Source organism: Streptomyces echinatus (assembly GCF_014203595.1).
Taxonomy (GTDB): Bacteria; Actinomycetota; Actinomycetes; order Streptomycetales; family Streptomycetaceae; genus Streptomyces; species Streptomyces echinatus.
This window is the reverse complement of record NZ_JACHJK010000006.1, coordinates 411200-437802: the sequence shown is the minus strand read 5'-3', so window position 1 is coordinate 437802 and position 26603 is coordinate 411200. Positions and strand designations below refer to the sequence as shown.

Genomic DNA, 26603 nt, shown 5'->3' with positions numbered 1-26603 from the left:
TGATAGTCGTATGCACCCCCTGGAGCGGATCGGCCGCCACCGCCTCGAACGGCCGCTGGGCAGCGGCGCCTTCGCCACGGTGTGGCTCGCCCACGACCCCGAGCTCCAGGCGCCCGTGGCGGTGAAGGTCCTCGCCGAGAACTGGGCGCACCGGCTCGACATCAGGGAACGTTTCCTGTCCGAGGCGCGGCTGCTGCGCCGGGCCGGCTCCAGCCGGGTGGTGCAGGTCTACGACATCGGGGAACTCCCCGACGGCAGGCCGTACTTCGTCATGGAGTACGCCGGCGGCGGCACTCTCGCCGATCTGCTGGCGGGCGGCCCGCTGCCGGTGCGGGACGCGCTCGCGCTGACGGCCGAGGCCGCGCGCAGCGCCGCCGCGCTGCACGAGGCCGGCATCGTGCACCGCGACATCAAGCCGACCAACGTGCTGCTGCACACCGCCCCGGACGGCACCCGGCGGGTGCTGCTGGCCGACCTGGGCCTGGCCAAGAGCCTCGCGCAGGCCTCGGTGCTGACCCTGGCCGCGGGTTCGGCGGGCTACCAGCCACCGGAACAGGCGGAACCCGGCGAGGGCATCGACGAGCGAGCCGACGTCTACAGTCTCGGCGCCGTCGGCTACGAACTGCTCACCGGGACCGTGCCGGGGCCGCCCGGAAAGGTGGTGCCGCCCCGGCGGCTGCGGCCGGAGCTCGGCGAGGACGTGGAGCGGGCGCTGCTGCGCGCGCTGGAGCCGGACCGGGCGCGGCGCTGGCCGGGCGCCCCGGCGTTCGCGCGGGAGCTGGACCGGCTGGCCGCGGGGCCGTCGGCGCGGCCCGCGCGGCGGCTGGACGGGGTGCGCGGCCGGCTCGACACGGTGACCCTCGTCCTCGCCGCGGCCCTCGCCGCCACGGCCGCCGCGGTCACGGTGACCGTGGCACTGCACCGGGGCGGCGGCACGGACGACCAGGTACGGGTCACGGACGCCAGTGGGCGGGTGAGCCTCCAGGTGCCGGCCGGCTGGGGCCGTGAGCTGCGCGACTCCGGCTGGGACCCGCACGCGCTCGGGCTGACGGCGGGACACGAGCCGGGCCTGGTGGTGGCCGACGACCTGACCCACTGGTCCGATCTGAAGGCGGCCGTGGACGGCGTGTTCGCCGGGGTCAGCACGCACGGCGACGTCACGGCCGGGGTCCGGGGCCTCGCGCACACCGGCTGCCGCTACGCGGGTGCCCGTGCCTTCGGGGACGCCGACTGGCACGGACTGGTCCGGTCCTGGAGCGACTGCCCGGACGGCGGCTCGGTCACCGAGTCCGCGCTGGTGCCGGCGGACGGCGCCGCACGGCCGCAGGTGTACGTGCAGGTCCGCCAGCGGGGTGACGGCGACGCCACCGACGGCGTACTCCGTTCGCTTCGGGTGTCCTGAAAGGGGCCTGGGGAGGGCCGAGTCGGGGAAAGGAACCCACGAGTCCCGAACTTTTCCGACGCTTCGCGCATCGGACCGTGGTGACGGCGCACCCGGCGCCGTAGGCACGCGTCCCGGGCGCGTGCCGTGACCTTCCAGGAGTGTTGAGCGACATGGTGTACACCCCCCGGTCCGCGCGGCACGGGACCCTGCTCGTGGGCACGGTCGCCGTGCTGGGCCTTCTGACCGGCTGCGGCAACGGCCAGGAGGCGGGCAGCCCGCCGATCACGGCCTCCGGTACGGCCGCGCCCGCGCAGGACGGCAAGAGCGGCTCCGCGTCCGCCCCGGCCTCCGTTCCGGCCGGCACCCCCACGGCCTCCGCCCCGAGGTCGACCGCCTCCGCGGGCGGCGGTACGACACCGGCCACGACGCGCACGGCGTCACAGGCGGGCGGTTCCCGCTGCCACACCTCCGAGCTGGGGGCCGCCGTGGGCCGTAACGACCCGGGCGCCGGCCAGGAGAACTTCCCCGTGGTGCTCACCAACACGTCCGGTCGCACCTGCACCCTGCGCGGTTATCCGGGCGCGGCCTTCGTGAACGGCTCCGGCGGCCGGCTCGGCGCCGACCCGCGGCGGGAGCCCGGCTCCGCGGTGACCGTGACACTCAGGCCCGGCCAGAGCGCCTGGGCCGGACTGACCTTCTCCAACCCGGAGGTCAGCGGGGCGAAGCAGGCCACGCCGGCCGCGCTGCTGGTCACCCCGCCCGACGAGCGGGACTCGCTGAAGGTGGCCTGGCCGGGCGGTCCGGTGCCGGTCGCCGGGAACTCCTCGTCCGTGCGGCTGACCGTGCTCAGCCCCGGCGCCGCCCCCTGAGCGGCTCTCCCCCGCCGCACGAACCCCGCACAAGCCCCGCCCGAACCCCGCTGCCCTCACCCCGTGAAGGCAGCGGGGTTCGTCATGCCGGCGCCACAACCGTCACAGGACGGCAACAGGCGCCGTCAGCCGCGATCTTTCCCCGGTCCTCGGTCATCGAACCCGGTCGACCGCACGGCGAACGGGCCCCGCGAGGGCCACGACCAGGGAATCGGGGAGAAGATGAGCGGGATCTCACGCAGGCGGGTGCTCACGGCGGGGGCGGCGACGGGTGCCCTCGGGACACTGGCCGCCTGTTCCTCCGGCACCGGCCTCCGGTCCGGCGCGGCGGAGGCGGACGGCGAGGGCACCACGCAGGCCCGGCCCGTGAAGCCGATCGGCGACGGCTCCACCGCCGACACCGGCGCCCAGCCGCACCAGCCGACGCCGGACCGGCTGGAGGCGGGCCGACGGCCCCCGCAGTTCGTGGTGCTCTCCTGGGACGGCGCGGGCGAGCTGAGCAACCGGCTGTTCTCCCGGTTCCGCAAGGTGGCCGCCGACCACGGCGCGAGGATGACGTTCTTCCTCAGCGGGATCTACACCCTGCCCGAGTCCAAGAAGCACCTCTACCGGCCCCCGCAGCACCCGGTCGGCGCCTCCGACATCGGCTACCTCGCCGACCGGCACATCCACGCCACGCTCCAGCAGGTGCGGGCGGCCTGGCTGGAGGGCCACGAGATCGGCACCCACTTCAACGGGCACTTCTGCGGCGCGACCGGGGTGCGCAACTGGTCCCCGGCCGAGTGGCGCAGCGAGATAGAGCAGGCGGTGGACTTCGTCACGCACTGGCGGACCAACACCGGCTTCACCGACCTGGAACCACTGCCCTTCGACTACCGCAGGGAGCTGACCGGCGGCCGTACCCCCTGTCTGGAGGGCCAGGCGCGCCTGCTGCCCACCGCCGCCGCGCTCGGCTGGACGTACGACGCCAGCTCCCCCGGCGGTCTGCAGATCTGGCCGGGCAAGGTGCAGGGCGGCCGGATCTGGGACTTCCCGCTGCAGTCCATACCGTTCGCCGGACACTCCTTCCAGGTGCTGTCCATGGACTACAACATGATGTTCAACCAGTCCGGCGGCAACCCGCTCGGGGACCGCGCGCGGTACGACGCCTGGCGCGCCCAGGCCCGCGACACCTATCTGGCCGGATTCCGGCGGGCCTACGAGAGCAACCGCGCCCCCTTCTTCGTCGGCAACCACTTCGAACGCTGGAACGGCGGCATCTACATGGACGCCGTCGAGGAGGCCGTCCAGCAGATGGCGGCCCACGACGACGTGCGCTTCGTGTCCTTCAAGCAGCTCGTGGCCTGGCTGGAGGCGCAGGACCCGGTGGTGCTGCGCAAGCTGCGCACGCTCTCCCCCGGTCAGTCCCCCACGGGCGGCTGGGCGGAGTTCCTGGGCGCGGCGGGCAGCCCGGCCTCGTAGCGCCTTCCGGGTCGTCTGTTTTCATGGGCGGGCACCGTGTGATCACCTCCGGAAGGACCCGCCCTGAACACCCCGCTCGCCGAGGCCCTGTCCGCCGTTCTGCTCGTCGCCGTGCTGGCCTGGGCCGTCGTACGGCCCTTCGGATGGCCGGAGGCGGTCATGGCCGTACCCGCCGCCGGGATCGCCGTCGCCACCGGGGCGATCTCGCTCGGCCACGCCCGGGCCGAGGCGGAACGGCTCGGTCCTGTGGTCGGGTTCCTGGCGGCGGTGCTGGTGCTCGCCCATTTCTGCGACGTGGAGGGGCTGTTCCAGGCGTGCGGGGCCTGGACGGCCCGCTGGGCGGCGGGCCGTCCGGTGCCGCTGCTGACGGCGGTGTTCGCGCTGGCCTCGGCCATCACCGCGGTGCTCAGCCTGGACGCGACGGTCGTGCTGCTCACACCGGTGGTCTTCGCCACGGCCGCGCGCACCGGCGTACGGCCCAAGCCGCACGTCTACGCCTGCACCCATCTGTCGAACACGGCGTCGCTGCTGCTGCCGGTGTCCAACCTGACGAACCTGCTGGCGTTCTCGGCGAGCGGGCTGAGCTTCACCCGGTTCGCCGCGCTGATGGCGCTGCCGTGGCTGGCCGCGATCGGCGCCGAGTACCTGGTGTTCCGGCGGTTCTTCGCCCGGGATCTCGCGGCGGCCGCCCCGGCGGCGGAGGACACCGGCGAGGCACCGCGGCTGCCGCTGTTCGCGGTGACGACCGTGGGCTGCACGCTGGCCGGGTTCGTGGTGGCGTCGGCGTTCGGCGTCGAACCGGCCTGGGTGGCGGCCGCGGGTGCGCTGGTGCTGGCCGGGCGGGCGCTGGCACGCCGGAAGGCGACCCCGCTGACGGTCGTGCGCGCGGCGGCCCCGGCTTTTCTGGCGTTCGTCCTGGCGCTGGGCATCGTGGTGCGGGCGGTGGTCGACAACGGGCTCGCCGACGTGCTCGGGCACGTGGTGCCGGACGGCACCGGGCTGCCCGCGCTGCTCGGCCTGGCCGCGCTGGCCGCCCTGCTGGCCAACCTGATCAACAACCTGCCCGCGGTGCTGGTCCTGCTGCCGCTGGCGGCACCCACCGGACCCGGGGCGGTCCTCGCGGTGCTGCTCGGCGTCAACATCGGCCCGAACCTCACCTACGCCGGGTCGCTGGCCACGCTGCTGTGGCGGCGGATCGTGCACCAGCACGAGCACGAAGTGGACCTCGGCGAGTTCACCCGGCTCGGTCTGCTCGCCGTGCCGTCCTCCCTCGCCGTCGCGGTGGTGGCACTGTGGGGGTCGCTGCAGATTCTGTAGGGCTGTGCGGGAGCGGAGGGAGGGGCTGGGGATGCGGGTGATCGCCTGGCTGGTGGAGGGCACCTGGCCGGCCTGTGTGGACGCCGTGCGCGCCCATGCGCCGGACGACGCCGAGGTGGTGCTGCTCCATGTGAGCGGACCGGACGTGCCCGCGGTGGCGCACGGGGCGTTCGCCGGGCTGCTCGGGCGCGATCACCCACGGGGGCACCGCCCGGCCGAGGGCTGGGGCAGGGACCCGGGCGACCGGCTGGAGGCGCTCGGCGGCACGTCGGCGACGGCCCTGCTCGACGCGGCGGCCGAACGGCTGGGCCGGCCCTGTGTCCGCGAGGAGCGGTCGGGCCGGGTCGAACGGGAGGTGGTGGCCGCCGCCGAAGGGGCGGGGCTGCTGGTGCTGGCCCGGGACGGGGACCGGTCCCGGCTGGGGCCGAAGAGCCTCGGACCGGCCGCCCGGTTCGCCGTCGACCACGCGCCCTGCCCGGTGCTGCTGGTGTGGCCGGAACGGGCACCGGACCTGGGGACGATGCCGCCCCCGCCGCCGCACCGTCCCTGACTCAGTGGTGACGGCGTCCGCCGCCCCAGTCGCGTCCGCCGCCCCAGCCGCAGTACTCCGGGTACGCCGTGCACGGGTCGGCGGTGACGGTCGGCGAGGGCGCGGGACCGGATGCCGTCGGCGTCGGCGCGGTCGTGGCACCGGCCCGCGGGGTCGCGGACGGTGTGCGGGTGGCCGGACCGGACGGGGTGCCCCGGGACGCGCGGGAGGGCGGCACCGGGGTGCTGTCGCCGCCCCAGTTGACGTTCTCCATGCGCAGATCCGCGTGTGCGGTGTCGACGGACCAGCGCTGGGCGGTGCCCGGGGCGCGGGTCTTGAGCACGAGGGCGCCGGAGCCGTCGGTGGCGGCCGGCGTGAGGGCCAGCTCCTGGTTCCAGCGAGGCACCAGGGCGCCCTGGAGCGTGAAGTCGTAGTGGATGTCGCGGGCGGCCCTGCCGGTGGCCGCGCAGGGGGACAGACGGACCGAGTAGCCGAGGTGGGAGTCCAGGCACAGGGCGGGGGCGGCGGCGCTGCGCAGCAGTCCGTCGGTCTCGTACGTCCACTGCTGGCTCGCGGAGGCGGAACAGGCGGCGAGTTCCGTCTCGGCGCCCTCGACGGCCTTCTCGCCGACGACGTCGACGCACAGGCCGGAGGCGAGGTTGTGCAGCCTGCCGCGCAGGGCGCCCTGTGTGCCGGTGGGGGTGCCGGCATAGGAAGCGCCCGGTGAGGGCGTGTCCCGGCCCGGCGTCCGGGAGGGCGTGGCGGCGGCGGAGGCCGGGGTGTCGCCGGAGCCCTGCATCGACCACAGCACCAGGGGCAGCATGACCAGACCGCTGACGGTGCCGACGGCGAGGGCGAGGTTGCGGCGCCGGGCCCGCCGGGCGGCGCGCTGCGCGGAACGGCGGGAGACGGGGGCCGTTTCCGGGCCCTCGGCGGCGCCGGGGGCCGTGCCCGCCCGGCGGCGGGCGGGTGAGGCGCCGCGGCCGGCCGGCCGTCGGCGGGCGGGCTCCCCGGCCGGCGCGGCGGGCCCGGCGGCCGCGAAGGCCTCTCCGGCCGGAGGCGTGCCGGCGTCCCCGCCCCGGGGGGCGGCGGCGTCCCAGCCGGCCGGCGCGACGGCGGCGGCGTCCGGGGCCGGCGCGGCGGGTTCCGCTGCGCGGTCCGCCCGGGACTCCAGATAGCCGAGGGCGCCCCAGCCGAGGACCGCCTCGGCGAGCGCGCGGCCCAGTCCCTCCTCGAACCGGGCGAGTTGCTCGGCGGTCCGGCCGCAGTGGGCGCAGCCGGACAGGTGCTCGTGCAGATCCGGGTCGATGTCGGTGCCGCCGCGCCGGTAGGTCACGTCGAGCATGCGCAGATAGCGCCGGCACTCGTTGTCGGGGGCGAGTTCGCGGTGCGCCTGGAGGCATTCCTCGCGCAGCCGCTCGCGGGCCCGGCGGAGTTCGACGCGGACGTCCTCCTCGTCCAGGCCGAGCAGCGCGGCGGGCACCGCCAGGGGCTCGGCCTCGACCTCGATGTGCCACAGCACGGCGCGGGAGATCTCGGGCACCCGCTGGAAGGCGCGGGACAACAGGCGCCGGCCGGGCGGTGGCAGCAACCGGGCCGCCGCGCGTTCCCCGGCGCCGCTGCCGGTGCGCAGGGCGGGGTGGAGGTGCTCCCGTCGGCCGTCGGCGTCCCACTCCGCCGCGATACGGCGGACGGCGACCAGCACATGGGGCCGCCACGCGGCGCTCGGGCCGGTCTGCCGGAGGGACTCGCCGAAGAGCCGGGTGAAGGCGGCGGTGGTGAGCATGCCGGCGGCACGCGGTCCGTCGGTGCACAGCCGGGCGTACGCGAAGGCTGCCGCCCAGTGCCGGTCGAGGAGTTCACCGACCGGGTGCAGCGCGGGTGACGTGCCCGTCCACTTCTTCAGTTCAGCGCTCAGCTGTTCGTCCGACGGACCTTCCTCGGTCACGACCGTATTCCTCCAGACGCACGTACGGAATTAGTCCATACCAAAGGGTATGGGAACGTCGTGAGACAGCTCGAACGTGCACCTGGGGAGGCTCTTTTGAAGCGTGGGGGGTGTACGGGGAGCAGCCTGGCACATAGAGCGGAATGTATGTGTCTGCGCGCCGACGACGCACACTTTTGCACAGCCGAACACGCCGAACAAGAGATCTCACGATTCTCGGTATTCCCGGCGGGCGTTCCTTTATTGACGTTTCGTCAAGGGTGACCTATTGACGTTTCGTCAATGCTCCTATTGACGTTTCGTCAAGGCCGGCCAATTCCCCATTACCGCCCTCGCCCGCCCGGTGGGCGCCGAAGGCGGCCGACGCCGTGGTCCGGGCCCCGGCCGAAGCGGCCCGGCACCACGGGAGCGGCTCAGTGCCCGCTGACGGCCCGCGGGGTGTAGGGCTGCTGGAGTTCCTCGATCTCCTTGTCGCTCAGGACCAGTTCGACGGCGGCCACCGCGTCCTCGACATGGCGCGGCTCGGCCGCGCCGACGATGGGCGCCGCCACCGTGTCCTGGTGCAGCAGCCAGGCGAGGGCCACCTGGGCGCGCGGCACGCCCCGGTCGGCGGCGATGCGGGTGACCGCCTCGACGATCGCGCCGTCGCTCTCCAGGTAGAGCCGGCCGCCGAAGTCGTCGGTGGCGCTGCGCCCGGTGACCGTGCCCCAGTCGCGAGTGAGCCTGCCGCGGGCGAGCGGGCTCCACGGCAGCACGCCGACGCCCTGGTCCGCGCACAGGGGCAGCATCTCCCGCTCCTCCTCGCGGTAGAGCAGGTTGTAGTGGTTCTGCATGGACACGAACTTCGTCCAGCCATGCCGTTCGGCGGTGTACTGCGCCTTGGAGAACTCCCAGGCGTACATCGAACTCGCCCCGATGTAGCGGGCCTTGCCCGCCTTGACCACGTCGTGCAGCGCCTCCATCGTCTCCTCGACGGGAGTGGCGTGGTCGTAGCGGTGGATCTGGTAGAGGTCCACGTAGTCGGTGCCGAGGCGGCGCAGGCTGTGGTCGATCTCGGTCATGATCGCCTTGCGGGACAGACCGGCGCCGTTCGGGCCGGGCCGCATCCGGCCGTTCACCTTGGTGGCGAGCACGATCTCGTCGCGGGCCGCGAAGTCGCGCAGGGCCTTGCCGACGATCTCCTCGCTGGTGCCGTCGGAGTAGACGTTCGCGGTGTCGAAGAAGTTGATCCCCGCCTCCAGCGCCTGCCGGATCAGCGGGCGGGACGCCTCCTCGTCCAGGGTCCATTCGTGCGTGCCGCGGTCCGGCAGTCCGTAGGTCATGCAGCCCAGACAGATCCGCGAGACGTCCAGGCCCGTCGAACCGAGCTTCACGTACTGCATCGTTGCTGCTCCTGCCTTCGGGACGATGGTCACGACCGAGCCTACGGCGCGGCCCTGGGCCGACTTGACGACGGGAACGTCCGGGCGATTTGATCCTGACTCGTGCCGCGCCGCCCGGCGTGGGCAGGATGGAGCGGACTTGCCCCCCACGGGTGTTCTTCGCGCCTCGCGGCCGCGCACGGCCCTGGGCGCCCTGTCGGCGGCCCTGGTCGTGGCGGTGTCAACCCTGGCCGGCTGTGCCTCCGGCGACGGGACCGGCGACAACGGCGCTTCCCCGGAACCCGCCGCCGTCCGGCTGCCTCCGCGGGGCGCCGGCTTCGACTACCAGATCGGTGGCGCCTATCCCCCGCCCGCGGGAGTGCGCATCGTCAGCCGCGACCGGTCCGACTCCCCCGCGCCCGGCCTGTACAACATCTGTTACGTCAACGCGTTCCAGGCCCAGCCCGCCGAGCGCTCCTCCTGGCCGGCCGACCTGCTGTTGCGCGACGCGCACGGCAGAGTCGTCATCGACGAGGACTGGAACGAGCCGCTGCTGGACCTCCGCACCCCCGCCGGGCGGGAGCGGGTGGCGCGGCGGGTGAACGGGTGGATCGACGGCTGCGCGGACAAGGGCTTCGACGCCGTCGAACCCGACAACTACGACAGCTACACCCGCTCCCACCGGCTGCTCCGCCCGGCCGACGCGACCGCGTTCATGCGGCTCCTCTCCCGGCACGCGCACGCCCGGCACCTGGCCGTCGCGCAGAAGAACACCGCGGAACTGACCGGACAGCGCGAGCGCGCCGGGGTGGACTTCGCCGTGGCGGAGGAGTGCGGGCAGTACGACGAGTGCGAGGTGTACGCGAAGGCGTTCGACGACCGGGTGGTGGACATCGAGTACACCGACCACGGTCTGCACGCGGCCCGCGCCCGCTGGGGCGACCGGCTGAGCATCGTCCGCCGGGACCGGGACGTGTCCCGGCCGGGTGACGCGGCGTACGTCCGCAGGGTGCGCTAGGGGGTTCACCGCCGTGGGCGGGCGACCCCGGCGGTACGACGACGGCCGCCGTACCGCCGGGCCACCGGGCCACCGGGCCGTCAGCCGGCGGTGTCCCGCACGGTGATCGCGCTCACCGGACAGGAACGCGCCGCCTGCCGGACCATCGGGTCCGCCACGCCGTTCTCGCTGCCGGGGAGCAGCATGCTGTACCCGTCGTCGTCCTGGGTGAAGACGCCCGGCGCGGCCAGCGCGCACTGTCCGGCTCCGATGCAGACGTCCGTGTCGATGTCGATCTCGATGTGCATGAGCAGAGCCTCTTACCAGGTCACGGGGAGTTCCAGCATCCCCTGGATCGTGTCGCCGGGTTTGAAGGGAATGTCCTCCGCGGGAGCGGCCAGCCGTAGCCCGGGCAGCCGTGTGAACAGGGCGCCGAGGGCGATCTCCAGTTCCGCACGCGCCAGGTTCTGGCCCAGGCACTGGTGGATGCCGAAGCCGAACGCGACATGGTGGCGGTCGGGGCGGTGGAAGTCCACGCCGTCGGGGCCGTCGTACACGGCGGTGTCCCGGTTGATCACCGACGTCGCGAAGAGGACGCCCTCGCCGGCCCGGATCGTGGCGCCGGCGATCTCGATGTCCGCCAGCGCCACCCGCTGCAGCCCCTCGGCGATGGACAGCATCCGCAGCAGTTCCTCGACGACGGCGGGCAGCAGCGCGGGGTCGGCGCGCAGCTCGGCGAGCCGGCCGGGGTGCTGGAGGAGGGTGTAGGTACCCAGGGAGATCATGTTGGCGGTGGTCTCGTGCCCGGCGACCAGCAGGATCAGGGCGAGCGACACCAGGTCGGCCCGCTCCAGCTCGCCGTCGCGCAGCCGGTGGTGGACGAGGTCGTCGAGGATGCCGTCGCCGGGTCCCGCCTCCTTCGCCTTGGCCTCGATCAGCCCGTCGAGGTACTCCTCCAGCCGGTCCCGTGCCTCCTGGGCGTCGGCGGCGGTCGGTCCGCGCAGCAGCCGGCGGGACTGTTCCTCGAAGAACTCGTGGTCGGCGTAGGGCACACCGAGCAGTCCGCAGATCACCATCGACGGCACGGGCAGCGCGAAGGCGGAGACCAGATCGGCGGGCGGCCCCTGCTCGGTCATCGCGTCCAGCAGCCCGTCCACGATCCGCTGGATCCAGGGGCGCAGCGCGGCCGCGCGCTTCACGGTGAACGACGGGATCAGCATGCGCCGCTGCCGGTGGTGCTCGGGGTCGTCCATCCCCAGCAGGGCGATCCTGCGGTCGCGGCCCGCCTCGAAGCGGGGCGTGGGCACGGGGAAGCCGGAGTGGCGGCGGTCGGTGGACAGGCGGGGGTCGCTGAGCAGGGCGCGGGCGGTGGTCTGCGCGGTGACCAGCCAGACCTCGCGGCCGTCGTAGAGGGTGACCCGGGACAGGGGGCGGCCGTCGCGCAGCGGTTCGTAGCCGGTGGGCGGGTGATAGGGGCAGGTGCGGTCCTGGGGGAAGGCGACGGGGCCGGGCAGATCAGCCGAGCCGGTGATGTCCGTCAGTTCCGTCATGGGAAGACCTCGCAGACGAAGGAAGTGCGTCGTGCCGATCTTCATTAGATGCCCCAGGCATCTATGGGTCGACCTGAAGTTCGGCCACTTCGGTGACCCTCGTGATCTGGCCGAAGCACCACGGGCCGAGGGGCGGGAACCGGCCGGTCCGGGCAGCCGGCGCCGATCTCGGTCCGGGCGACGACGAGAGCGCCCTCGTACACATGATGCCGCACGGCCGGGCCGCCCCGGGCGGTGGCGGGGCACGGGCGTGGTCCGCCGGCGCGATCACCGTGCCGGCGGCCGCGGCACGCGGCGGGGAAGCGCCGGGAGATCTACGGTGTTGAGGGTGGCGGACACGCGTGGGACCGACGAAGGGACAGCAGACGATGCCTCTTGAGGGCGAGTACGAGCCCAGCCCGACGCAGTGGGTGCGCGAGCAGGTCGAGGAGTACGAGAGTTCCGGCGGGACGAAGGGCACGACGCTGCTCGACACCGGACTGCCGGTGATCGTGCTGACCACCCTGGGCGCGAAGAGCGGGAAGATCCGCAAGACGCCGCTGATGCGGGTGGAGCACGCGGGGCGGTACGCGGTGGTCGCCTCCGTCGGCGGCGCGCCCAAGCATCCGGTCTGGTACTTCAACGTGAAGGCGCATCCGCTCGTCGAGCTGCAGGACGGTCCCGAGAGGCGGGACATGCGGGCGCGTGAGGTCACCGGCGCGGAGAAGGCCGAGTGGTGGGAGCGGGCGGTGGCCGCGTTCCCGCCGTATGCCGAGTACCAGGAGAAGACCGCGCGGCAAATCCCGGTCTTCGTGCTGGAGCCTCTCGACGGGAGCTGACGCCGACCGAAGCCGATGCCCGCGGGGGCCGGTTCGGACGGGAGCCGATTCAGGCCGCAGAGCGGTCCGATTCAGAAAAATCTGTTTCCGCGACGTGTGAACCGGCTCCCGGGCGGGCACTCGTGCGTCAGGCCCCGCCGCGTTCCCCCGTCGCGGCGGGGCTTTCCCCTGCCTCGCCCGCCGGCCGGTCGGTGACGTCGAGGAAGACCTGGTCGGCCTCGGGAACCGTCCGGGCGAGGGACCGCTTGATGCGTACGGCGACCTCCTCGACGCGTTCGCTGTCCAGGCCGGGCATCAGATCGATACGGGCGGCCACCAGCGTGGAGTCGAGTCCCATCTGCATGGTGAACAGCGCCTCGACGCTGTCGATCTCCGGCTGCGCCTGCAGCAGCGCCCGGATCCGGCCGCTCAGCTCGGGGTCGGCGGCCGCGCCGATCAGCTGGTCGCGGGCGTCGCGGCCGAGCCGATAGGCGACGTAGACCAGCAGGACGCCGATCGCCAGCGAGGCGGACGCCTCCCACACGACCTGTCCGGTCACCATGTGCAGGGCCATGCCGGCCATCGCGAGGGTCACACCCAGCACCGCCGTGCCGTCCTCGGCGACCACCGTGCGCAGGGCGGGATCGCGCAGCCCGGCCAGGCCGCCGCCCTGCCGGCGCACCTGGTGCAGGGCCCGCAGCAGCGAGACCCCCTCGGCGACCAGGGCCACGCCCAGCACGATCAGGCCCGCCACATAGCCGCTGAACTTCTCCTCGGCGCCGCCGCGCAGCGCTTCGAAGCCCTGGAAGAAGGAGAAGCAGCCGCCCATGACGAAGATGCCCACGGCGGCGAGCAGGGACCAGAAGAAGCGCTCCTTGCCGTAGCCGAACGGGTGCCGGGCGTCCGCCGGGCGTCGGCTGCGGCGCAGGGCGGCCAGCAGGAAGACCTCGTTGAGGCTGTCCGCGACCGAGTGCGCCGCCTCGGACAGCAGTGCCGGTGAGCCGGCGAGGACACCGCCGGCCGCCTTGGCCACGGCGATCACCAGATTGGCGACGAGCGCGACGAGGACGGTGACCTTGGTGTGCCGGTCGGCTTCGGTATCGTCCCGGCGGTCGCCCGGTGGGCCGGTCGTCCGGTCTCCGTCGCCCCCGGCGGGTGCCGGTGGCCCTTCCGGGCCCGGGGCGCCGCCCGGTCGTGTCGCGCTGTTCTCGGCCGTCCGTGCGGCCCTCTCCTGTTCCGAGGATGTCCCGCTCACCTATCGCCGACTGCCCCCGAGCCGACGGCTCACACCGTGCGTTCCGCGCGAAACGGGGAACGCGTGGGCAGGAGGGACGGGCGGCGAGGAGGAGACATGGGTGTCGACGGGAACAGCGCCTACGGACACCGGACGTTCACCAGGTCCAGGAGCCACTTCGGCGACCGGATCACCGCCGACGGCCGGGACGGCTGGCCGGTGGAGGCGGGTCGCTACCGGCTGGTGGTCTCCCGTGCCTGTCCGTGGGCGAGCCGGGCGGTGATCTCGCGCCGGCTGCTGGGGCTGGAGGACGCGCTGTCGATGGGCGTCGCCGATCCGGTCCAGGACGACCGCAGCTGGCGGTTCACCCTGGACCCGGACGGCCGGGACCCGGTGCTCGGCATCCGGTTCCTGAGCGAGGCCTACGACAGGCGGGAGACCGGCTATCCGGGCGGGGTGAGCGTGCCCGCGATGGTGGACGTCCCCAGCGGACAGCTGGTGACCAACGACTACCAGCGCCTCACTCTGGACCTGGCCACCGAGTGGACGGCCCTGCACCGCACCGGAGCGCCGGACCTGTACCCGGCCGGCCGGCGCGACGAGATCGACCAGGTGATGGCCGAGGTGTACGAGGACGTGAACAACGGGGTGTACCGGGCCGGCTTCGCCACGCACCAGGAGGAGTACGAGGAGGCGTGCGCCGGGGTCTTCCGGCGGCTGGAACTGCTCGGTGAGCGGCTGTCCGGGCAGCGGTATCTGGTCGGCGGCGCCCTCACGGAAGCGGACATCCGGCTGTTCACGACCCTGGTCCGGTTCGACGCCGTCTACCACGGCCACTTCAAGTGCAACCGCTGGAAGCTGGCGGAGCATCCGGTGCTCTGGGCGTACGCCCGGGACCTGTTCCAGACGCCGGGGTTCGGCGACACGGTCGACTTCGACCACATCAAGCGGCACTACTACCGGGTGCACAGCGGCATCAACCCCACCGGCATCGTGCCGCTCGGCCCGGATCTCGGCGGCTGGCTGAGCGCGCACCACCGGGAGGAGCTGGGCGGGCGGCCGTTCGGGACGGGCACGCCGCCGGGGCCGGTGCCGCCGGGCGAACGAGTGGCCCCACAGGGAAGGCCCGCATGAGGGTCGCCTGACGAGGAAGTAGTCACACATGGCCAAGAACAAGAAGAAGAAGCTTCCACTCGCCTATCAGCCGGTCGGATTCGTACTCAGCTGGGCAGGCGGCGCGCTGGCCGGAATGGCCTTCCGGAAGGCGTGGAAGGCGATCCGGCACGAGGACGACGCGCCCGACGCCCTGGACCCGGACCGCGGCTGGGGGGAGATCCTGCTGGCCGCGGCGGTCCAGGGCGCGATCTTCGCGGTGGTGCGCAGCGCGGTGGACCGCACCGGCGCGAAGGCCATCGCCCGGTCGACGGGCGTCTGGCCGGCCACCGACAAGGGCGGCCGCGACTGACCCGACCGGCCGCCCCCGCTCCCGGCCTTCCCAGGCCGGCGCCACCTGTGCGGCGGGGGCGGCCGCAGCCCCCCAGGGGCGCGGGGAACTGCGCGAGCACCACGGACGCCCCGCGGACGCCCGGAGCAGCGGGCCGGCACGTCGCGCTGCGGTGAAGGTCCGCTGCTACGAAGCCCCGCACCGCGAACGTCCGGCCTTCTCGGGCTCGGGCCACCTTTGCGGCGGGGCGGCCGCAGCTCCCCAGGGGCGCGGGGAACTGCGCGAGCGCCATGGACGAGCCGCGGGCGCCCGGAGCCAGCCCGCATCGAGGTGTTGGGCGCCCCTCCGCGGCCGGGCCTGTTCCGGCGCCGCAGGGGGCGGTGGGCCCGCTCGGCGCCGCAGGCACGGGTCAGTCCTGTTTCGGTGCCGTCGGGGGCAGGAGCCGCAGGGTGAAGGAGTGTCCGGCGGGGTCGGCGTAGCCGCGCTCCTCGTACGGCCCCGCCGGGTCCCTCGTCTCGATCGGCCGGCCACCGAGCCCCACCACCCGCCGCTCCGCCTCGTCCAGGTCCTCGACCAGGAAGTCGAGATGGACCTGGAGGGAGTTCTCCGGTCGTGGCCAGCTGGCCGGGGTCGCGTTGACGTCACGACGGAAGGCCAGCCGGACGCCGTCGGCGCCCCGGACCTCCACCAGGTTGGCGGACGCGGCAATCCGCTCCCCCGCCAGCAACTCCCGATAGAACTCGGCGAGTTTCTCGGGCTCGGCGCAGTCCAGCACGACCACGCCCGCTTTCACCAGTGCCATGGATCCTCCCGGGATGTGTCCTTCCCCCAGCGGATATCCCGGGCCGCCGGATTCAGTCGGCGACCAGCCACTCCCCGTCGCGCATCAGCTCGCGCCCGCGCAGCTCGTTCTCCTCGCGCCAGGCCTGGACCCGCTGCGGGATGACCGTGAAGTACAGGTAGCGAGAGGCCAGTTGACGGGGATCGAAGCCGGTCTTCCCGGCGAAGACCTCGGCGTCCTCCTCGGGCAGGTCCTCCGGCGTCACCGCCCGGACGACGCCTTCGATCAGGACGACGTCCCGGGTGGGACCGATGCCGAGCCGGGCCCTGCCGGTGGCCACGAGGTTGCGGCCGGTGGGGCTCTCCGCCGGGGTGGCGATCAGCAGCGCGGTGCCGTCCCACACGAACGACAGCGGTACGAGGTACGGGGCTCCGCCGTCGGGCGCGGCGGTGGCGACCCATACGTCGACGTCGTTCTCCAGCCGGTGGAGGGTGTCCTTCTTGCGCTGCTCGGCGGAGCGGGCGGGTGGCGGGGTCATGGCGTACGGCCTCCTGAGTGTGATCGTTTCCGTTCAGTGTGGCCGTGGATCCCCGGTCCCCGCAGGAAGATTGTCCAGGCGTGTCCGGGCGGCGTCGAGAAACAGGTCCAGGGCGGCCGGGTAGGAGCTGGCGCGCATGGTGGTGACCAGGTGCCGGGCGGTGGCCGCGATGTGCGGGTGGCTCTCGGCGGGCAGCCGGCCGTAGGTGGTCCGCCACACCTGCGCCTCCGCCTCGCGGGCGGACCGCGGCAGGGCGGTGCCCGCGGAGTCCAGGGCGCCGAAGGCGAGGGCCTGGTCGACGAACGCGTGGTAGATCCGCACCGCCTCCGGGCCCGGGAACCCGGCCCGGCGCAGCACCCCGAGGATGCTCTCCACGGCCTGGATCTCGTGGCGGCGGCCGGTGACGCGGTGCGCGCTCAGCACCGCCGCCCGGGGGTGCGCGAGGGCACCGGCGTGCATCCGCAGCCCGAGTTCGCGCAGGTCGGCGACCCAGTCGCCGGTGGGCCGCCAGGAGCGCAGGGTACGGCCGATCAGCTCGTCGGCGATGGCGAGCATCAGATCGTCGGTGTCCCGGAAGTACCGGTACAGCGAGCTGGGATCGGCGCCCAGGGCCCGGCCGAGACGGCGCACGGAGAGGGCGTCGGCGCCGTGCTCCTCGATCAGCCGCAGCGCGGTGTCGACGATCAGCTCGGCGGAGAGCACGACGCCCTGTTTGGTGGGGCGCTTGCGCTGCCGGGCGGCGGGCGGGACGACGCGGTCGGTCATGGAAGCCTCCCTGGGACGTGTGCGGCACCTTACGACAACACCGTTGACCTGTTAAGGGCCCCGGCAGTTTCATGTCCGCTCACCGGGGCCGACCGAGGCCCCCGCGGTGGGAGCGGAGAGCCGGCCATGAACGACGGAACCATCGGAGGGGACGACCCCGCGCGTCCCGGACTGCGCAGGTCCCTGGGCGTGGTGGACGGCGTCGCCGTCGCCGCCTCCAGTACGGCGGCGACCACCAGCATCGGCATCGGGCTCGGGGTGACCGCCGGGGTGGTGGGCCCTCATCTGCCCGCGATCATGCTGCTGGCGTTCCTGCCGGTGCTGAGCATCGCCGGGGCCTACTCCCGGCTGAACCGGGTGGAGCCGAACGCGGGCAACGGCTATGTGTGGGTGGGCCGCTCGCTCAGCCCCTGGCTGGGCTTCACGGTCGGCTGGGTGAACATCGTGGCGAGCGTGGCCTTCCTCGCCTACACCACGGCGGTCACCGGCTCGGCCCTGCTGCAGCTGGCCGGCCGGGCGGGCCTGCACCGGATCGGCTCGCTCGGCCTCGACCCGGACTCCACCGCGCAGACGACGGCGCTGGGCGTGGTGGTGCTGGCCGCGGTCACCGTGACCGCCGTGACCGGGGTGCGCACCGCGGCCCGGCTGCAGACCTGGCTGCTGGTCTTCGAGTACGTCGTCCTGCTCGGCTTCTGCGGTTACGGCATCGTCACCGGTCCCCGCTCCTTCAGCCTGTCCTGGTTCGACCCGTTCGCCATCCCGTCGGCGACCGCGCTGGCCCAGGGCCTGCTGCTGTCGGTGTTCTGCTACTGGGGTTTCGAGGCCGCGTTCACCGTCACCGAGGAGGTGCGCGATCCGCGGGACGCCTCGCGGGCCGGACTGATCACGCTGGTGACGATGCTCGGGCTGTTCCTGCTCGGCTCGGTCGCCTTCCAGCGGGTGCTGTCCGAGGAGGAGCTGGCCGGGCACGGCGCCCAGGGGCTCGCGTACTACGGCGACCGGCTGGCCGGCGAGCCGCTGGCCGCGCTGCCGTTGGTGGCGCTGATGTTCTCGGCGGTGGCCTCGCTGCAGGCCGGGGTGATCCCGACGGCTCGCGGGGCGTTCGCGATGAGCCGGGACCGCACGCTCGGTCCGGTGTGGTCCAGGATCAGCGACCGGTACGGGACACCGGCGGCCGGGACGCTGCTGATCGGGGTGCTGGCCACGGCGGTCGCGGTGCTCGCCCTGGTGATTCCCCGCCTCGCCGATATGATCATGGCGACGGTGAACGCGGTCGGGATCGTCGTCGCCCTCTCCTACGCACTCACCGCGCTGGCGGCGGCCGTGCGCTTCCGCTCGCTGCTGCGCACGGACCGGCGGCAGGCGCTGCGGGCGGTGGTGCTGCCCGCGCTCGCCGCCGTGGCTCTGCTGGGCCTCGGCGGCTACCTCGGCTGGTCCTTCTACACCTCGGCCGACCACTTCGAGCTCAGCGCGGACAACGGCTGGTTCCTGCTGCTCATGCCGCTTGTGATGATCGTGTCCGGGTTCGTGGTGGCCGGCTGGGCGAAGTGGGTGCGCAAGTCGCCCTACTTCCGCACCGGCGCGGGCACCGACGCCGACTCACCGAAGCTCCTCACCCCTTCCAACTGACCTGTCAGGAAAGGCACCATGCACGCTGACCTGCTCTTCACCGGCGGCCCCGTCCTCACCCCCGAGGGCCGTACCGCCACCGCCGTGGCCGTCACCGGCGACCGGATCACCGCCGTCGGACACGCGGAGGTGCGCGAACTCGCCGGGCCTCGCACCGAGGTGGTGGACCTGGCCGGCCGGCTGCTGCTGCCCGGCTTCCAGGACGCGCACGTCCATCCGGTGCCGGCCGGGCTCGAACTGTCCCAGTGCGATCTGACCGGACGGACGACGGCCGAGGAGACCGTGGCCGCCGTACGCGCCTACGCCGACGCCCATCCGGAGCGGGAGTGGATCCTCGGCGGCGGCTGGTCCATGGAGGCGTTCGCGGGCGGTACGCCGTCGAAGGAGCTGCTGGACGCCGTCGTCCCGGACCGGCCGGTGTATCTGCCCAACCGGGACCACCACGGTGCCTGGGTCAACAGCCGGGCGCTGGAGCTGGCCGGGATCGGCCGGAGCACCCCCGACCCGGCCGACGGGCGGATCGAGCGCGACGCCTCCGGCGAGCCGAGCGGCACGCTCCAGGAGGGCGCGATGCAACTGGTCGGCCGGCTCACCCCGCCCGCCGGTCCCGCCGACCGGCTGGCCGCGCTGCTGCACGCCCAGCGGCATCTGCACGCGCTGGGCATCACCGCCTGGCAGGACGCCCTGGTCGGTGACTTCCTGGGGATGGACGACCCGGCGCAGGCGTACCTCAGCGCGGCCGCGGAGGGTTCGCTGACCGCCCGGGTGGTGGGTGCCCTGTGGTGGGACCGGGAGCGCGGGGCCGAGCAGATTCCCGAACTCGTGGCGAGGCGGGAGGCGCTGAGCCGGGGCCGGTTCAGGGCGGGCACGGTGAAGCTGATGCTGGACGGTGTCGCGGAGAACCACACGGCGGCGCTGCTCGACCCGTATCTGGACCGGTGCGGGTGCGCCACGGCCAACCGGGGCAAGAGCTTCATCGATCCGGAGCAGCTTCCCCGTCATGTCACCGAGTTGGACGCGCTCGGCTTCCAGTGCCACTTCCACGCGCTGGGCGACCGGGCCGTGCGGGACGCGCTGGACGCGGTCGAGGCGGCCCGGGCGGCCAACGGGCCGAGCGACACCCGGCCGCACCTGGCACACCTCCAGGTCGTGCACCCCGACGACGTGCCCCGCTTCGCCCGGCTCGGTGCCACCGCGAACATCCAGCCGCTGTGGGCGGCGCACGAGCCGCAGATGGACGAGCTGACGATCCCGTTCCTCGGTCCCGAGCGGGCGGCCCGGCAGTATCCGTTCGGATCGCTGCTGCGCTCCGGGGCGCGGCTCGCGGCGGGCAGCGACTGGCCGGTGAGCAGCCCCGATCCGCTGCAGGGGATCCATGTCGCGGTCAACCGGGTGGAGCCGGGCGGCGCCGGGCCGGTGTTCCTGCCCGGCGAGCGGCTGGGTCTGGCGGAGGCGCTGACGGCGTACACGGCCGGGTCGGCGTACGTGAACCACCTCGACGACAGCGGCCGGGTGGCCGTCGGCGCGCTCGCCGACCTGGTGGTCCTGGACCGCGATCCGTTCGCCGACGGGCCGGAGGCGATCGCCGGCACGGCCGTGGCGCTCACCTATGTGGGGGGTGAGTGCGTGTACACCGCCGGGTGACGCCGTCCCGGTGGACGTGCGAGGGGTCCGCGACGGCCGCCGGCACGTAGCGGTGGCGGCCGGTCGCGGCCGGGGCGGTCCGGAACGTTCGGCCGGCGCACCGGCAGGTCGCCGGCCTCCGGCGGCCACCGGGCGGGCAGTCTGGGTGCCATGAGCGATGAGAACACGATGCGAGCCATCAGCCAGGACGTCCTGGGCGGTCCCGAGGTGCTGCGGGAGGTCCGGGTGCCCCGGCCGGAGCCGGGGCCCAACCAGGTGCTGGTCCGGGTGCGGGCGGCCGGGGTGAACCCCACCGACTGGAAGCACCGGGCGACCGGCGGGTTCCTGGGCGAGCCCCCGTTCGTCCTCGGCTGGGACGTCTCGGGCGAGGTCGCCGCGACCGGTGTCGGCGTGGCCGCCTTCCGGCCCGGTGACGAGGTCTTCGGCATGCTGCCCTACCCCTACGGCCACGGCTCGCACGCCGAGTACGTGATCGCCCCGGTCCGTGCCCTGACGCACAAGCCGGCCGCGCTCGACCACACCCAGGCGGGCGCGCTGCCGCTGGTGTCCCTGACCGCCTGGCAGGCGCTGACCGAGCACGCGGACGTCCGGCCGGGGCAGCGGGTGCTGATCCACGCGGCGGCCGGCGGGGTCGGCCATGTGGCCGTGCAGATCGCCAAGGCGCGCGGGGCGTACGTGATCGGTACGGCGAGCGAGGGCAAGCACGGCTTCCTCCGGGAGATCGGTGTCGACGAGCCGGTCGACTACCGCTCCACCGACGTCACGGAGGCGGTGCGGGACGTCGACGTCGTCCTGGACACGCTCGGCGGCGAGACCTCGGTACGGTCCCTGCGGATGCTGCGGCCGGGCGGTGTCGTGGTGTCGATCCTGCCCGTGGGGCCGGCGGACTTCCCCGAGGAGGCCGAACGGCTGGGTGTACGGGCGGTGCGGATGCTGGTGGACGCCGACCGCGCCGGCATGCGGGCGATCGCGGAACTGGCGGAGTCGGGCGGGCTGAAGGCGACGATCGCCGGCACGTTCCCGCTGGCGGAGGCCGCGAAGGCGCACGAGCTGGGCGACACCGGCCGGACGACGGGCAAGCTGGTCCTGTTGGCCGGCTGAGCGACACGTACCGAGAACACGCGCGAAACTCGAAGACATATGTCAATCGAACATGCTCAAATTCCTTCCATCGAGGGTAACTTGACGATCGGGAACCGACGTCGGGGTGCGGGTGGGAGGTGGGGCCGAGGTGCGACACGAACCCGTACCTCTCACCCGGCAGCTGGGCATGTACGCCTACCGCGGGCACACGGTGCTGGAGTTCCGGGGCGAGATCGACATCGTCGCGGCCACGGAGATCGGCCCGTATCTCGACCAGGCCACCGGCCGGACCGGCGCCCGGGTCGTGATCGACCTGCGGCCGGCGGAGTTCTTCGACTGCTCGGGGCTGCGGCTGCTGTACCGGGCCCGCGTCCGGGTGCTGGAGCGCGGCGGGCAGCTGCACCTCGTGTGCACGCAGCCGCTGACCCTGCGGGTCTTCCGGGTCACCGGACTGGCCCGGCTGCTGCCGCCGCAGCCGAGCCTGGACGCGGCCCTGGCCCGCTCCGAGGCCGCGTCCGGCTCGCTGTGAGGTCCCGGCCCCGGGCCGGCCGCGGGCGGCGAGCGCGGACGCCATAGGTCCGATCCGGTCAACTCATAGGCCTGTCACGGACTTTGGCGGGAATCCGGTCAGCAGGAAGGAGGACCGTCGCGATGACGACTTCCGTGAGGCGCCTGCCGGGCTGGGCCAAGGCCGTGGCGGCGCTCGTACTGGTGCTCGCCGTGCTGTTCGCCGGGATCCGGCTGGCCGTGCTGCCGGGCATCAAGGACCTGTTCGGCACCGAGACCCACGACCGCTCCGGACCCGCTCTCCTGAAGTCCATCCAGGACATGAGCCGTTACGACGCGGCCTCGGGCACCTTCCAGGTCGTCGTGGACCTGGACAAGGACGCGAAGTTCCTGCCCGACGCCATCCGCGGCACCCGCACCCTGTACGTCGGCGCGGGCACCGTGGACGCCTACGTCGACCTCGGGCAGATCGGCGAGAAGGACGTGACGGTCGACGGCGACCGCACGTCCGCCACCCTCCGCCTGCCGCACGCACGGCTCGGCAGGCCGGCCCTGGACCCCGACCACTCCTACGCCGTGTCCAAGCAGCGCGGGCTGCTGGACCGGCTCGGTGACCTGTTCTCGGACAACCCCAACAGCGAGCAGGCCGTGCAGAAGCTCGCCGTCCGGCACATCGGCGAGGCCGCGAGGAGCAGCGGGCTGACCGCCCGCGCCGAGAGCAACACCACCGGCATGCTCCAGGGGCTGCTGCGCTCCCTCGGCTTCCGGGAGGTGCGCGTCACCTACGGCACCGCGGGCTGATCAGGAGCCCAGCACCCCCGGCAGGGCCAGCGCCCCCAGCACGGTCGCGCCCATCAGCAGCCAGGCCACGTAGTCGCCCACGTGCCCGGACTGCAGGCGCCTGAGGGGCGCGGCCCAGCCCGGGGCGGACACCCAGGCCGGGCGGGTGACGGCGAGACCGGCGAGTGCCACGGCCAGCACCGTGGAGGCCACGCCCAGCAGGACGCCGTGCAGGGTCCAGTGCACGGAGACATGGGCGCCGCCCGAGCCGGCCTCGTTGACGGAGGCGGCCACCAGGTCGCCGAAACCGGGTACCACCCCGACGGCGAGGGCGGCGGCGAGCAGCACGGCGGGCACGGTCGTCATGGTGTCCGGGATGCGGCTCAGCAGGCCGGACGTCTCGGGTTCCTCGTCGGAGCCGCTGGTCTCGTACTCCGCGTCCTCGGGGCGCGGCCCGAGGCCCAGGAACACCCGGGCGGTCACCCGCAGGACCGCGCCCGCGGTGATCGCGGAGGCGGCCACGAACACCACGGTGAGCGGACCCCCGACCGCCTCCTCGGTGACGGCCTTGCCGAGCGCCGTGCCGAACGGCGGCAGACCGGCCAGGCCGAGGGCGCCCACGGCGAACATCACTGCGGTGGCCCGCAGTCGGCGTGCCCGGCCGTGCAGCGCGTGCTCGTCGACGCTGCCGAACCGGTCCAGCAGGACGCCCGCGCAGGCGAACAGCGCGGCCTTCACTCCGGCGTGCCCGATGATGTACAGGGCGACGCCGTCGTCGCCCTCGGGGGTGAGAACACCGAGCCCGACGAGGAACAGGCCGGTGTGGGCGACGGTGGAGTAGGCGAGGAGCCGTTTGATGTGCCGCTGGTACCAGCACATGACGGCACCGACGGCGGCGGTGAGGGTGCCGAGCGTCACCAGGGCCCGGGTCAGGTCGGCGGCGGGGATGCCGCCGGGGCCGGCGAAGACGGTGCCGTACACCCGCCAGACGCCGTACGCGCCGAGTTCGACCATGACGCCGGACAGCAGCATGCACACCGGGGTGGGGGCGACGGCGTGCGCGTCCGGGAGCCAGAAGTGGAAGGGCACGGCCGCGGCCTTGACCAGCAGTCCGGTGAGCACGAGCACGAACGAGGCGAGGACCAGCGCGTCCGGCCCGCTGTGCCCGGTGGCGTCGAGCCCGCGTCCGATCTTCGTCATGGCCAGCTCGCCGGTGCGGGCGTACAGCAGGGCGATGCCCATCAGCATGGCGTACGCGCCGAGGGAGTTGACGACGCCGAAGGTCAGGGCGCCCTGGACGGCCTTCGCCTCGTCGATGCGGTAGCCGGTCAGGGCGTACGCCACCACGCTCATCAGCTCGAAGAACACGAACGCGTTGAACAGGTCCCCGGCGATGGCGAATCCGCACATGGCGCCCTGGAAGACCAGCATCAGCGCGGTGAACGCGCCGGTGTGGCCGGTCGGGGGCTCGTCGAAGTAGCGCCAGGAGTAGGCGAGGGCCGACAGGGTCAGCAGCGAGACCAGGGTGGCCATGCCGAGCGCCGGGCCGTCGCCGACGACGAGGATGCCGACACTCTCGCCGCCGACGGGCAGCCAGCCGCCGACCCACTCGACCATGGGCGGCTCGGAGTTCAGCAGCAGCACGACGGCCAGCGCGGCCGTGCCGCCGGAGACCACGACGCCGGTGATCTCGGCGGCGATCCGCGGCAGGAAGCGGCCCGTGGCCACCAGCAGGGCGGCGCCGAGCAGCGGGACCGCGACGAGCAACGGGATCAGGTGGTGCATCAGCCGCGCAGCTCCCGCAGTTCGTCGGGGTCGACCGTGCCGTGCCGTTTGGCGATCTGCAGGACGAGGGCGAGCAGCAGCGCGGTGACGGTGGCGCCGACGACGATGTCGGTGAGGGTGAGGGCCTGCACGACCGGGTCGACCACCGGGCGGGAGCCGGGCGCGATGTCGGAGAAGACGGGCGCGGTGGCGCCGTCGCGGTAGCCGACGGCCAGCAGCAGGACGTAGGTGGCGCACTGGCAGACCGCGAGACAGCCGACGGCGTGGACGAGGTTCCGGCTGGTGGCGAGTCCGTAGCAGCCGGTCAGGAAGACGTAGGCGGCGACCAGGTAGGGCAGGACGTGCATCACGGTACTCAACTCCCGTGTTCCTCCTCGATCTCGACGGCCTGGTCGAGGAAGTGGGCGAGCAGGACGACGACCGCGCTCGCCACCTCCATGCCGACGGCCGCGTTCAGCAGGGGGACGGCGCCGCCGGAGGACAGGGTGTTGAAGGTGCCGTACGGCAGCAGAGTGTTGGCCAGGAAGGCGGTGCCGGCCAGGACCGACGCGAGGCCCAGTACGAGGTAGGCGCAGACGGCGACCGCGTCGGAGGTCTCGTAGACGCCGAGCGGGCGCACGCGTTCCAGCGCGCCGTAGTCGGCGCCGAGGTAGAGCAGGTGCAGGGCGGTGGCGGCGACGACCCCGCCCTGGAAACCGCCGCCGGGGCTCAGCTGGCCGTGTGCGACCACGTACAGGCCGGTGACCAGGGCGACGGGCAGCACGAGCAGGGCGTAGCGGCGGACCGGGCGGGCCACCTCGGCGGGTTCGGGCGGGGCCCGGTGCTCGTCGCGGGCCTGGCGCAGCAGCACCACGCAGCCGAGGACGGCGGCGAACAGGATGCTCATCTCGCCGAGGGTGTCGTAGGCGCGCTGGTCGAAGTTGACGGAGGAGATGGTGTTGGCGGTGTGCCGGGCGAGGGAGGCCTGGACGGCCCGGTCGCCGTAGGGGTGGTGCCGGCCGCCGAAGCCGGGCAGGTCGAGACAGGCGGCGACGAGCAGGGCGGCCAGCCCCGCGCCGCCCACGGCCAGCAGCCACAGCCGCAGCCGGTTCACCGCGCGTCCTCCTTCGACCGCCCGCGGCGTCTGATCTTGCGCACGCACAGCATGATCAGCAGCGGGGTCAGCGCGGAGCCGACGGCCAGTTGGGACAGGCCCACGTCCGGGGCCTGGAGCACGGTGAACAGCGCGGCCAGCAGGGTGCCGAGGAAGGACAGCACCAGCGCCTGGCGGGCGGGGTCGCGCTGGGCCACGGCCGCGGTGGCGGAGGCGGCCACCAGCAGCAGGACGACGACGATCAGCGCGTCAGCCACCCCGCACCCCCCGGAACCCGCCCGCCAGCGCGCGTGAGGCGATCACGTTGCCGCCGATCAGCAGAACGCCGATCACCAGCAGCTTCACCATCGCCCGGCCCGGCCCGACGGCCACGCACAGCGCGACCACGGCCGCCGCGCCCAGCACGGCCGCCGTCCAGGTCAGGCCCCAGGCGCTGGCGTCCTGCGCTGACAGGTCGTCGGAGAGCAGGCGGGCGAAGACGAGGGTGCCGACCGGGCCGAGCAGGGCCAGCAGCAGGGCGAGGTCGACGTAGGCCGGGCGGCCGTAGCCCTGGGCCAGGAGCAGCAGGGCCGGGCAGAAGGCGGAGGTGGTCAGGTTCTGGGCGATCACCCGGCGGGCCGGCGGGCCGGTGGTCACGCCCCACAGTGCCGCCGCCCCTCCCCCGCCCAGTGCGACGGTCGCCGCGAGGATCCAGCCGTTCACCGCCAGGTCACCGCCCGCCGGCCGAGCCGGGCCAGGATCGCGCCCAGGGCGGCGCAGCTCGCTCCGACGATCCGTTCCAGGGTGTCGACGGACGTGATCAGCACCAGCCACAGCAGGGCCAGCGCGGCCCACCAGGCCAGGAGTTCACCGGTGGCGAGGAGGACCGCGCGGGGGGCCGTACGGCGGGTCATGCGGCACCTCCTCGGTCCGTTGCACACGGTTTCGCGGCGATCTGTCCCGAGTGCCGCTGGGGGCATCCAAGCACCGCCCGCCCCGGGCGGGAGCGGCGGCACGCGGGTCCGCACCCGGAGTGCCCCGGAGGCGTGAACGGAAACCCGGGTGTGCGTCCGGCGCCCCGGGAGGACTGGCATCCCGCATCCGATGCCGGGTAACCGCCATATCACC

At 73.6% G+C, this 26603-nt stretch carries 27 protein-coding genes and 1 pseudogene; 14 read left to right on the top strand and 14 right to left on the bottom strand.

Annotated features, from left to right (window positions below):
• Positions 1-10 precede the first annotated feature (10 nt).
• The 5 genes and pseudogenes from FHS34_RS19570 (at position 11) to FHS34_RS19550 (ending at position 5581) form a co-directional block, all read left to right on the top strand.
• Positions 11-1402, top strand: coding sequence for a serine/threonine-protein kinase (locus tag FHS34_RS19570; protein ID WP_184967074.1), 1392 nt, complete (start codon positions 11-13; stop codon positions 1400-1402).
• Positions 1403-1554: 152 nt separating this feature from the next.
• Positions 1555-2253 (top strand): DUF4232 domain-containing protein, encoded by a 699-nt coding sequence (locus FHS34_RS19565; protein WP_184967072.1) that lies wholly within the window; start codon positions 1555-1557, stop codon positions 2251-2253.
• Positions 2254-2475: 222 nt separating this feature from the next.
• The gene (locus FHS34_RS19560; protein ID WP_184967070.1) at positions 2476-3714 is read left to right on the top strand and encodes a polysaccharide deacetylase family protein; all 1239 of its coding nucleotides are present in this window, start codon (positions 2476-2478) and stop codon (positions 3712-3714) included.
• A 23-nt stretch (positions 3715-3737) separates the two neighbouring features.
• A pseudogene (locus FHS34_RS19555) lies at positions 3738-5031 on the top strand (SLC13 family permease).
• Positions 5032-5062: 31 nt separating this feature from the next.
• On the top strand, positions 5063-5581 hold the full coding sequence (locus FHS34_RS19550) for a universal stress protein (protein WP_184967068.1): 519 nt from the start codon (positions 5063-5065) through the stop codon (positions 5579-5581).
• A 1-nt stretch (position 5582) separates the two neighbouring features.
• Here the strand turns inward: FHS34_RS19550 and FHS34_RS19545 are convergent, their stop codons facing one another.
• Positions 5583-7508: an RICIN domain-containing protein gene (locus FHS34_RS19545; protein ID WP_184967066.1), complete on the bottom strand. Its 1926-nt coding sequence runs from the start codon at positions 7506-7508 to the stop codon at positions 5583-5585.
• A 413-nt stretch (positions 7509-7921) separates the two neighbouring features.
• The gene (locus tag FHS34_RS19540) at positions 7922-8890 is read right to left on the bottom strand and encodes an aldo/keto reductase (RefSeq protein WP_184967064.1); all 969 of its coding nucleotides are present in this window, start codon (positions 8888-8890) and stop codon (positions 7922-7924) included.
• Between the two features lie 139 nt (positions 8891-9029).
• Here FHS34_RS19540 and FHS34_RS19535 point away from each other — a divergent pair, with 139 nt between their 5' ends.
• Entirely contained in the window at positions 9030-9887 is an 858-nt protein-coding gene (locus FHS34_RS19535) for an endo alpha-1,4 polygalactosaminidase (protein WP_184967062.1), read from the top strand.
• Between the two features lie 80 nt (positions 9888-9967).
• Here the strand turns inward: FHS34_RS19535 and FHS34_RS19530 are convergent, their stop codons facing one another.
• Together FHS34_RS19530 and FHS34_RS19525 are read right to left on the bottom strand one after the other, a co-directional pair.
• The gene (locus FHS34_RS19530; RefSeq protein ID WP_184967230.1) at positions 9968-10168 is read right to left on the bottom strand and encodes a ferredoxin; all 201 of its coding nucleotides are present in this window, start codon (positions 10166-10168) and stop codon (positions 9968-9970) included.
• 18 nt (positions 10169-10186) lie between these two features.
• Positions 10187-11416: a cytochrome P450 gene (locus FHS34_RS19525; RefSeq protein ID WP_184967060.1), complete on the bottom strand. Its 1230-nt coding sequence runs from the start codon at positions 11414-11416 to the stop codon at positions 10187-10189.
• A gap of 368 nt (positions 11417-11784) precedes the next feature.
• On the opposite strand from FHS34_RS19525, the gene FHS34_RS19520 reads away from it, so the two are divergent.
• Positions 11785-12234 (top strand): nitroreductase family deazaflavin-dependent oxidoreductase, encoded by a 450-nt coding sequence (locus tag FHS34_RS19520; protein WP_184967228.1) that lies wholly within the window; start codon positions 11785-11787, stop codon positions 12232-12234.
• A gap of 127 nt (positions 12235-12361) precedes the next feature.
• Here the strand turns inward: FHS34_RS19520 and FHS34_RS19515 are convergent, their stop codons facing one another.
• Positions 12362-13468, bottom strand: a complete 1107-nt coding sequence (locus tag FHS34_RS19515) for a cation diffusion facilitator family transporter (protein ID WP_184967058.1) — start codon at positions 13466-13468, stop codon at positions 12362-12364.
• A 96-nt stretch (positions 13469-13564) separates the two neighbouring features.
• On the opposite strand from FHS34_RS19515, the gene FHS34_RS19510 reads away from it, so the two are divergent.
• Together FHS34_RS19510 and FHS34_RS19505 are read left to right on the top strand one after the other, a co-directional pair.
• Positions 13565-14581: a glutathione S-transferase family protein gene (locus FHS34_RS19510; protein WP_184967056.1), complete on the top strand. Its 1017-nt coding sequence runs from the start codon at positions 13565-13567 to the stop codon at positions 14579-14581.
• A 28-nt stretch (positions 14582-14609) separates the two neighbouring features.
• Positions 14610-14912, top strand: a complete 303-nt coding sequence (locus FHS34_RS19505) for a DUF4235 domain-containing protein (protein ID WP_184967054.1) — start codon at positions 14610-14612, stop codon at positions 14910-14912.
• 388 nt (positions 14913-15300) lie between these two features.
• Here FHS34_RS19505 and FHS34_RS19500 read toward each other — a convergent pair whose 3' ends face one another.
• The 3 genes from FHS34_RS19500 to FHS34_RS19490 are packed head-to-tail and all read right to left on the bottom strand — an operon-like array spanning position 15301 to position 16975.
• Entirely contained in the window at positions 15301-15693 is a 393-nt protein-coding gene (locus tag FHS34_RS19500; RefSeq protein WP_184967052.1) for a VOC family protein, read from the bottom strand.
• A 52-nt stretch (positions 15694-15745) separates the two neighbouring features.
• Positions 15746-16210 (bottom strand): pyridoxamine 5'-phosphate oxidase family protein, encoded by a 465-nt coding sequence (locus FHS34_RS19495; protein ID WP_184967050.1) that lies wholly within the window; start codon positions 16208-16210, stop codon positions 15746-15748.
• 33 nt (positions 16211-16243) lie between these two features.
• Positions 16244-16975, bottom strand: coding sequence for a TetR/AcrR family transcriptional regulator (locus FHS34_RS19490; protein ID WP_184967048.1), 732 nt, complete (start codon positions 16973-16975; stop codon positions 16244-16246).
• Positions 16976-17101: 126 nt separating this feature from the next.
• Between FHS34_RS19490 and FHS34_RS19485 the strand changes: the two genes are divergently transcribed.
• The 5 genes from FHS34_RS19485 (at position 17102) to FHS34_RS19465 (ending at position 22639) form a co-directional block, all read left to right on the top strand.
• Entirely contained in the window at positions 17102-18604 is a 1503-nt protein-coding gene (locus FHS34_RS19485) for an APC family permease (RefSeq protein ID WP_184967046.1), read from the top strand.
• Between the two features lie 18 nt (positions 18605-18622).
• A complete protein-coding gene (locus tag FHS34_RS19480; RefSeq protein ID WP_184967044.1) occupies positions 18623-20248 on the top strand; it encodes an amidohydrolase in 1626 nt (541 codons plus the stop codon).
• 150 nt (positions 20249-20398) lie between these two features.
• On the top strand, positions 20399-21349 hold the full coding sequence (locus FHS34_RS19475; RefSeq protein ID WP_184967041.1) for an NADP-dependent oxidoreductase: 951 nt from the start codon (positions 20399-20401) through the stop codon (positions 21347-21349).
• Between the two features lie 130 nt (positions 21350-21479).
• Complete coding sequence (locus tag FHS34_RS19470; protein WP_184967039.1) at positions 21480-21860, top strand: anti-sigma factor antagonist; 381 nt, start codon at positions 21480-21482, stop codon at positions 21858-21860.
• Positions 21861-21982: 122 nt separating this feature from the next.
• Positions 21983-22639 carry a DUF4230 domain-containing protein gene (locus FHS34_RS19465; protein WP_184967037.1) on the top strand — a complete coding sequence of 219 codons (657 nt, stop codon included), beginning with the start codon at positions 21983-21985 and terminating at the stop codon, positions 22637-22639.
• On the opposite strand, the gene FHS34_RS19460 is transcribed toward FHS34_RS19465, so the two are convergent.
• Genes FHS34_RS19460 through FHS34_RS19435 form a run of 6 tightly spaced genes read right to left on the bottom strand, consistent with a single transcriptional unit; the run spans position 22640 to position 26389 of the window.
• Positions 22640-24403: a complex I subunit 5 family protein gene (locus FHS34_RS19460; protein WP_184967035.1), complete on the bottom strand. Its 1764-nt coding sequence runs from the start codon at positions 24401-24403 to the stop codon at positions 22640-22642.
• Positions 24403-24750, bottom strand: a complete 348-nt coding sequence (locus FHS34_RS19455) for a sodium:proton antiporter (RefSeq protein ID WP_184967225.1) — start codon at positions 24748-24750, stop codon at positions 24403-24405. Before FHS34_RS19455 ends, FHS34_RS19460 begins: the two co-directional genes overlap by 1 nt.
• Positions 24751-24758: 8 nt before the next feature.
• Positions 24759-25496 (bottom strand): MnhB domain-containing protein, encoded by a 738-nt coding sequence (locus FHS34_RS19450; protein ID WP_184967033.1) that lies wholly within the window; start codon positions 25494-25496, stop codon positions 24759-24761.
• Complete coding sequence (locus FHS34_RS19445) at positions 25493-25753, bottom strand: Na(+)/H(+) antiporter subunit B (RefSeq protein ID WP_184967031.1); 261 nt, start codon at positions 25751-25753, stop codon at positions 25493-25495. The genes FHS34_RS19450 and FHS34_RS19445 overlap by 4 nt, the downstream gene beginning before the upstream one ends.
• Positions 25746-26198 (bottom strand): MrpF/PhaF family protein, encoded by a 453-nt coding sequence (locus FHS34_RS19440; protein ID WP_184967029.1) that lies wholly within the window; start codon positions 26196-26198, stop codon positions 25746-25748. Before FHS34_RS19440 ends, FHS34_RS19445 begins: the two co-directional genes overlap by 8 nt.
• On the bottom strand, positions 26195-26389 hold the full coding sequence (locus tag FHS34_RS19435) for a hypothetical protein (protein WP_184967027.1): 195 nt from the start codon (positions 26387-26389) through the stop codon (positions 26195-26197). The genes FHS34_RS19440 and FHS34_RS19435 overlap by 4 nt, the downstream gene beginning before the upstream one ends.
• Between the last annotated feature and the right edge of the window lie 214 nt (positions 26390-26603).

Excerpts from the sequence above, each read along its gene's own strand:
- FHS34_RS19550 (WP_184967068.1), top strand. The coding sequence starts at position 5,063 with ATGCGGGTGATCGCCTGGCTGGTGGAGGGCACCTGGCCGGCCTGTGTG.
- FHS34_RS19490 (WP_184967048.1), bottom strand. The coding sequence starts at position 16,975 with ATGACCGACCGCGTCGTCCCGCCCGCCGCCCGGCAGCGCAAGCGCCCC.
- FHS34_RS19435 (WP_184967027.1), bottom strand. The coding sequence starts at position 26,389 with ATGACCCGCCGTACGGCCCCCCGCGCGGTCCTCCTCGCCACCGGTGAA.
- FHS34_RS19505 (WP_184967054.1), top strand. The coding sequence starts at position 14,610 with ATGGCCAAGAACAAGAAGAAGAAGCTTCCACTCGCCTATCAGCCGGTC.
- FHS34_RS19570 (WP_184967074.1), top strand. The coding sequence starts at position 11 with ATGCACCCCCTGGAGCGGATCGGCCGCCACCGCCTCGAACGGCCGCTG.
- FHS34_RS19500 (WP_184967052.1), bottom strand. The coding sequence starts at position 15,693 with ATGGCACTGGTGAAAGCGGGCGTGGTCGTGCTGGACTGCGCCGAGCCC.
- FHS34_RS19540 (WP_184967064.1), bottom strand. The coding sequence starts at position 8,890 with ATGCAGTACGTGAAGCTCGGTTCGACGGGCCTGGACGTCTCGCGGATC.
- FHS34_RS19495 (WP_184967050.1), bottom strand. The coding sequence starts at position 16,210 with ATGACCCCGCCACCCGCCCGCTCCGCCGAGCAGCGCAAGAAGGACACC.
- FHS34_RS19510 (WP_184967056.1), top strand. The coding sequence starts at position 13,565 with ATGGGTGTCGACGGGAACAGCGCCTACGGACACCGGACGTTCACCAGG.
- FHS34_RS19465 (WP_184967037.1), top strand. The coding sequence starts at position 21,983 with ATGACGACTTCCGTGAGGCGCCTGCCGGGCTGGGCCAAGGCCGTGGCG.
- FHS34_RS19565 (WP_184967072.1), top strand. The coding sequence starts at position 1,555 with ATGGTGTACACCCCCCGGTCCGCGCGGCACGGGACCCTGCTCGTGGGC.
- FHS34_RS19460 (WP_184967035.1), bottom strand. The coding sequence starts at position 24,403 with ATGCACCACCTGATCCCGTTGCTCGTCGCGGTCCCGCTGCTCGGCGCC.
- FHS34_RS19520 (WP_184967228.1), top strand. The coding sequence starts at position 11,785 with ATGCCTCTTGAGGGCGAGTACGAGCCCAGCCCGACGCAGTGGGTGCGC.
- FHS34_RS19525 (WP_184967060.1), bottom strand. The coding sequence starts at position 11,416 with ATGACGGAACTGACGGACATCACCGGCTCGGCTGATCTGCCCGGCCCC.
- FHS34_RS19455 (WP_184967225.1), bottom strand. The coding sequence starts at position 24,750 with ATGCACGTCCTGCCCTACCTGGTCGCCGCCTACGTCTTCCTGACCGGC.
- FHS34_RS19475 (WP_184967041.1), top strand. The coding sequence starts at position 20,399 with ATGAGCGATGAGAACACGATGCGAGCCATCAGCCAGGACGTCCTGGGC.
- FHS34_RS19560 (WP_184967070.1), top strand. The coding sequence starts at position 2,476 with ATGAGCGGGATCTCACGCAGGCGGGTGCTCACGGCGGGGGCGGCGACG.
- FHS34_RS19485 (WP_184967046.1), top strand. The coding sequence starts at position 17,102 with ATGAACGACGGAACCATCGGAGGGGACGACCCCGCGCGTCCCGGACTG.
- FHS34_RS19480 (WP_184967044.1), top strand. The coding sequence starts at position 18,623 with ATGCACGCTGACCTGCTCTTCACCGGCGGCCCCGTCCTCACCCCCGAG.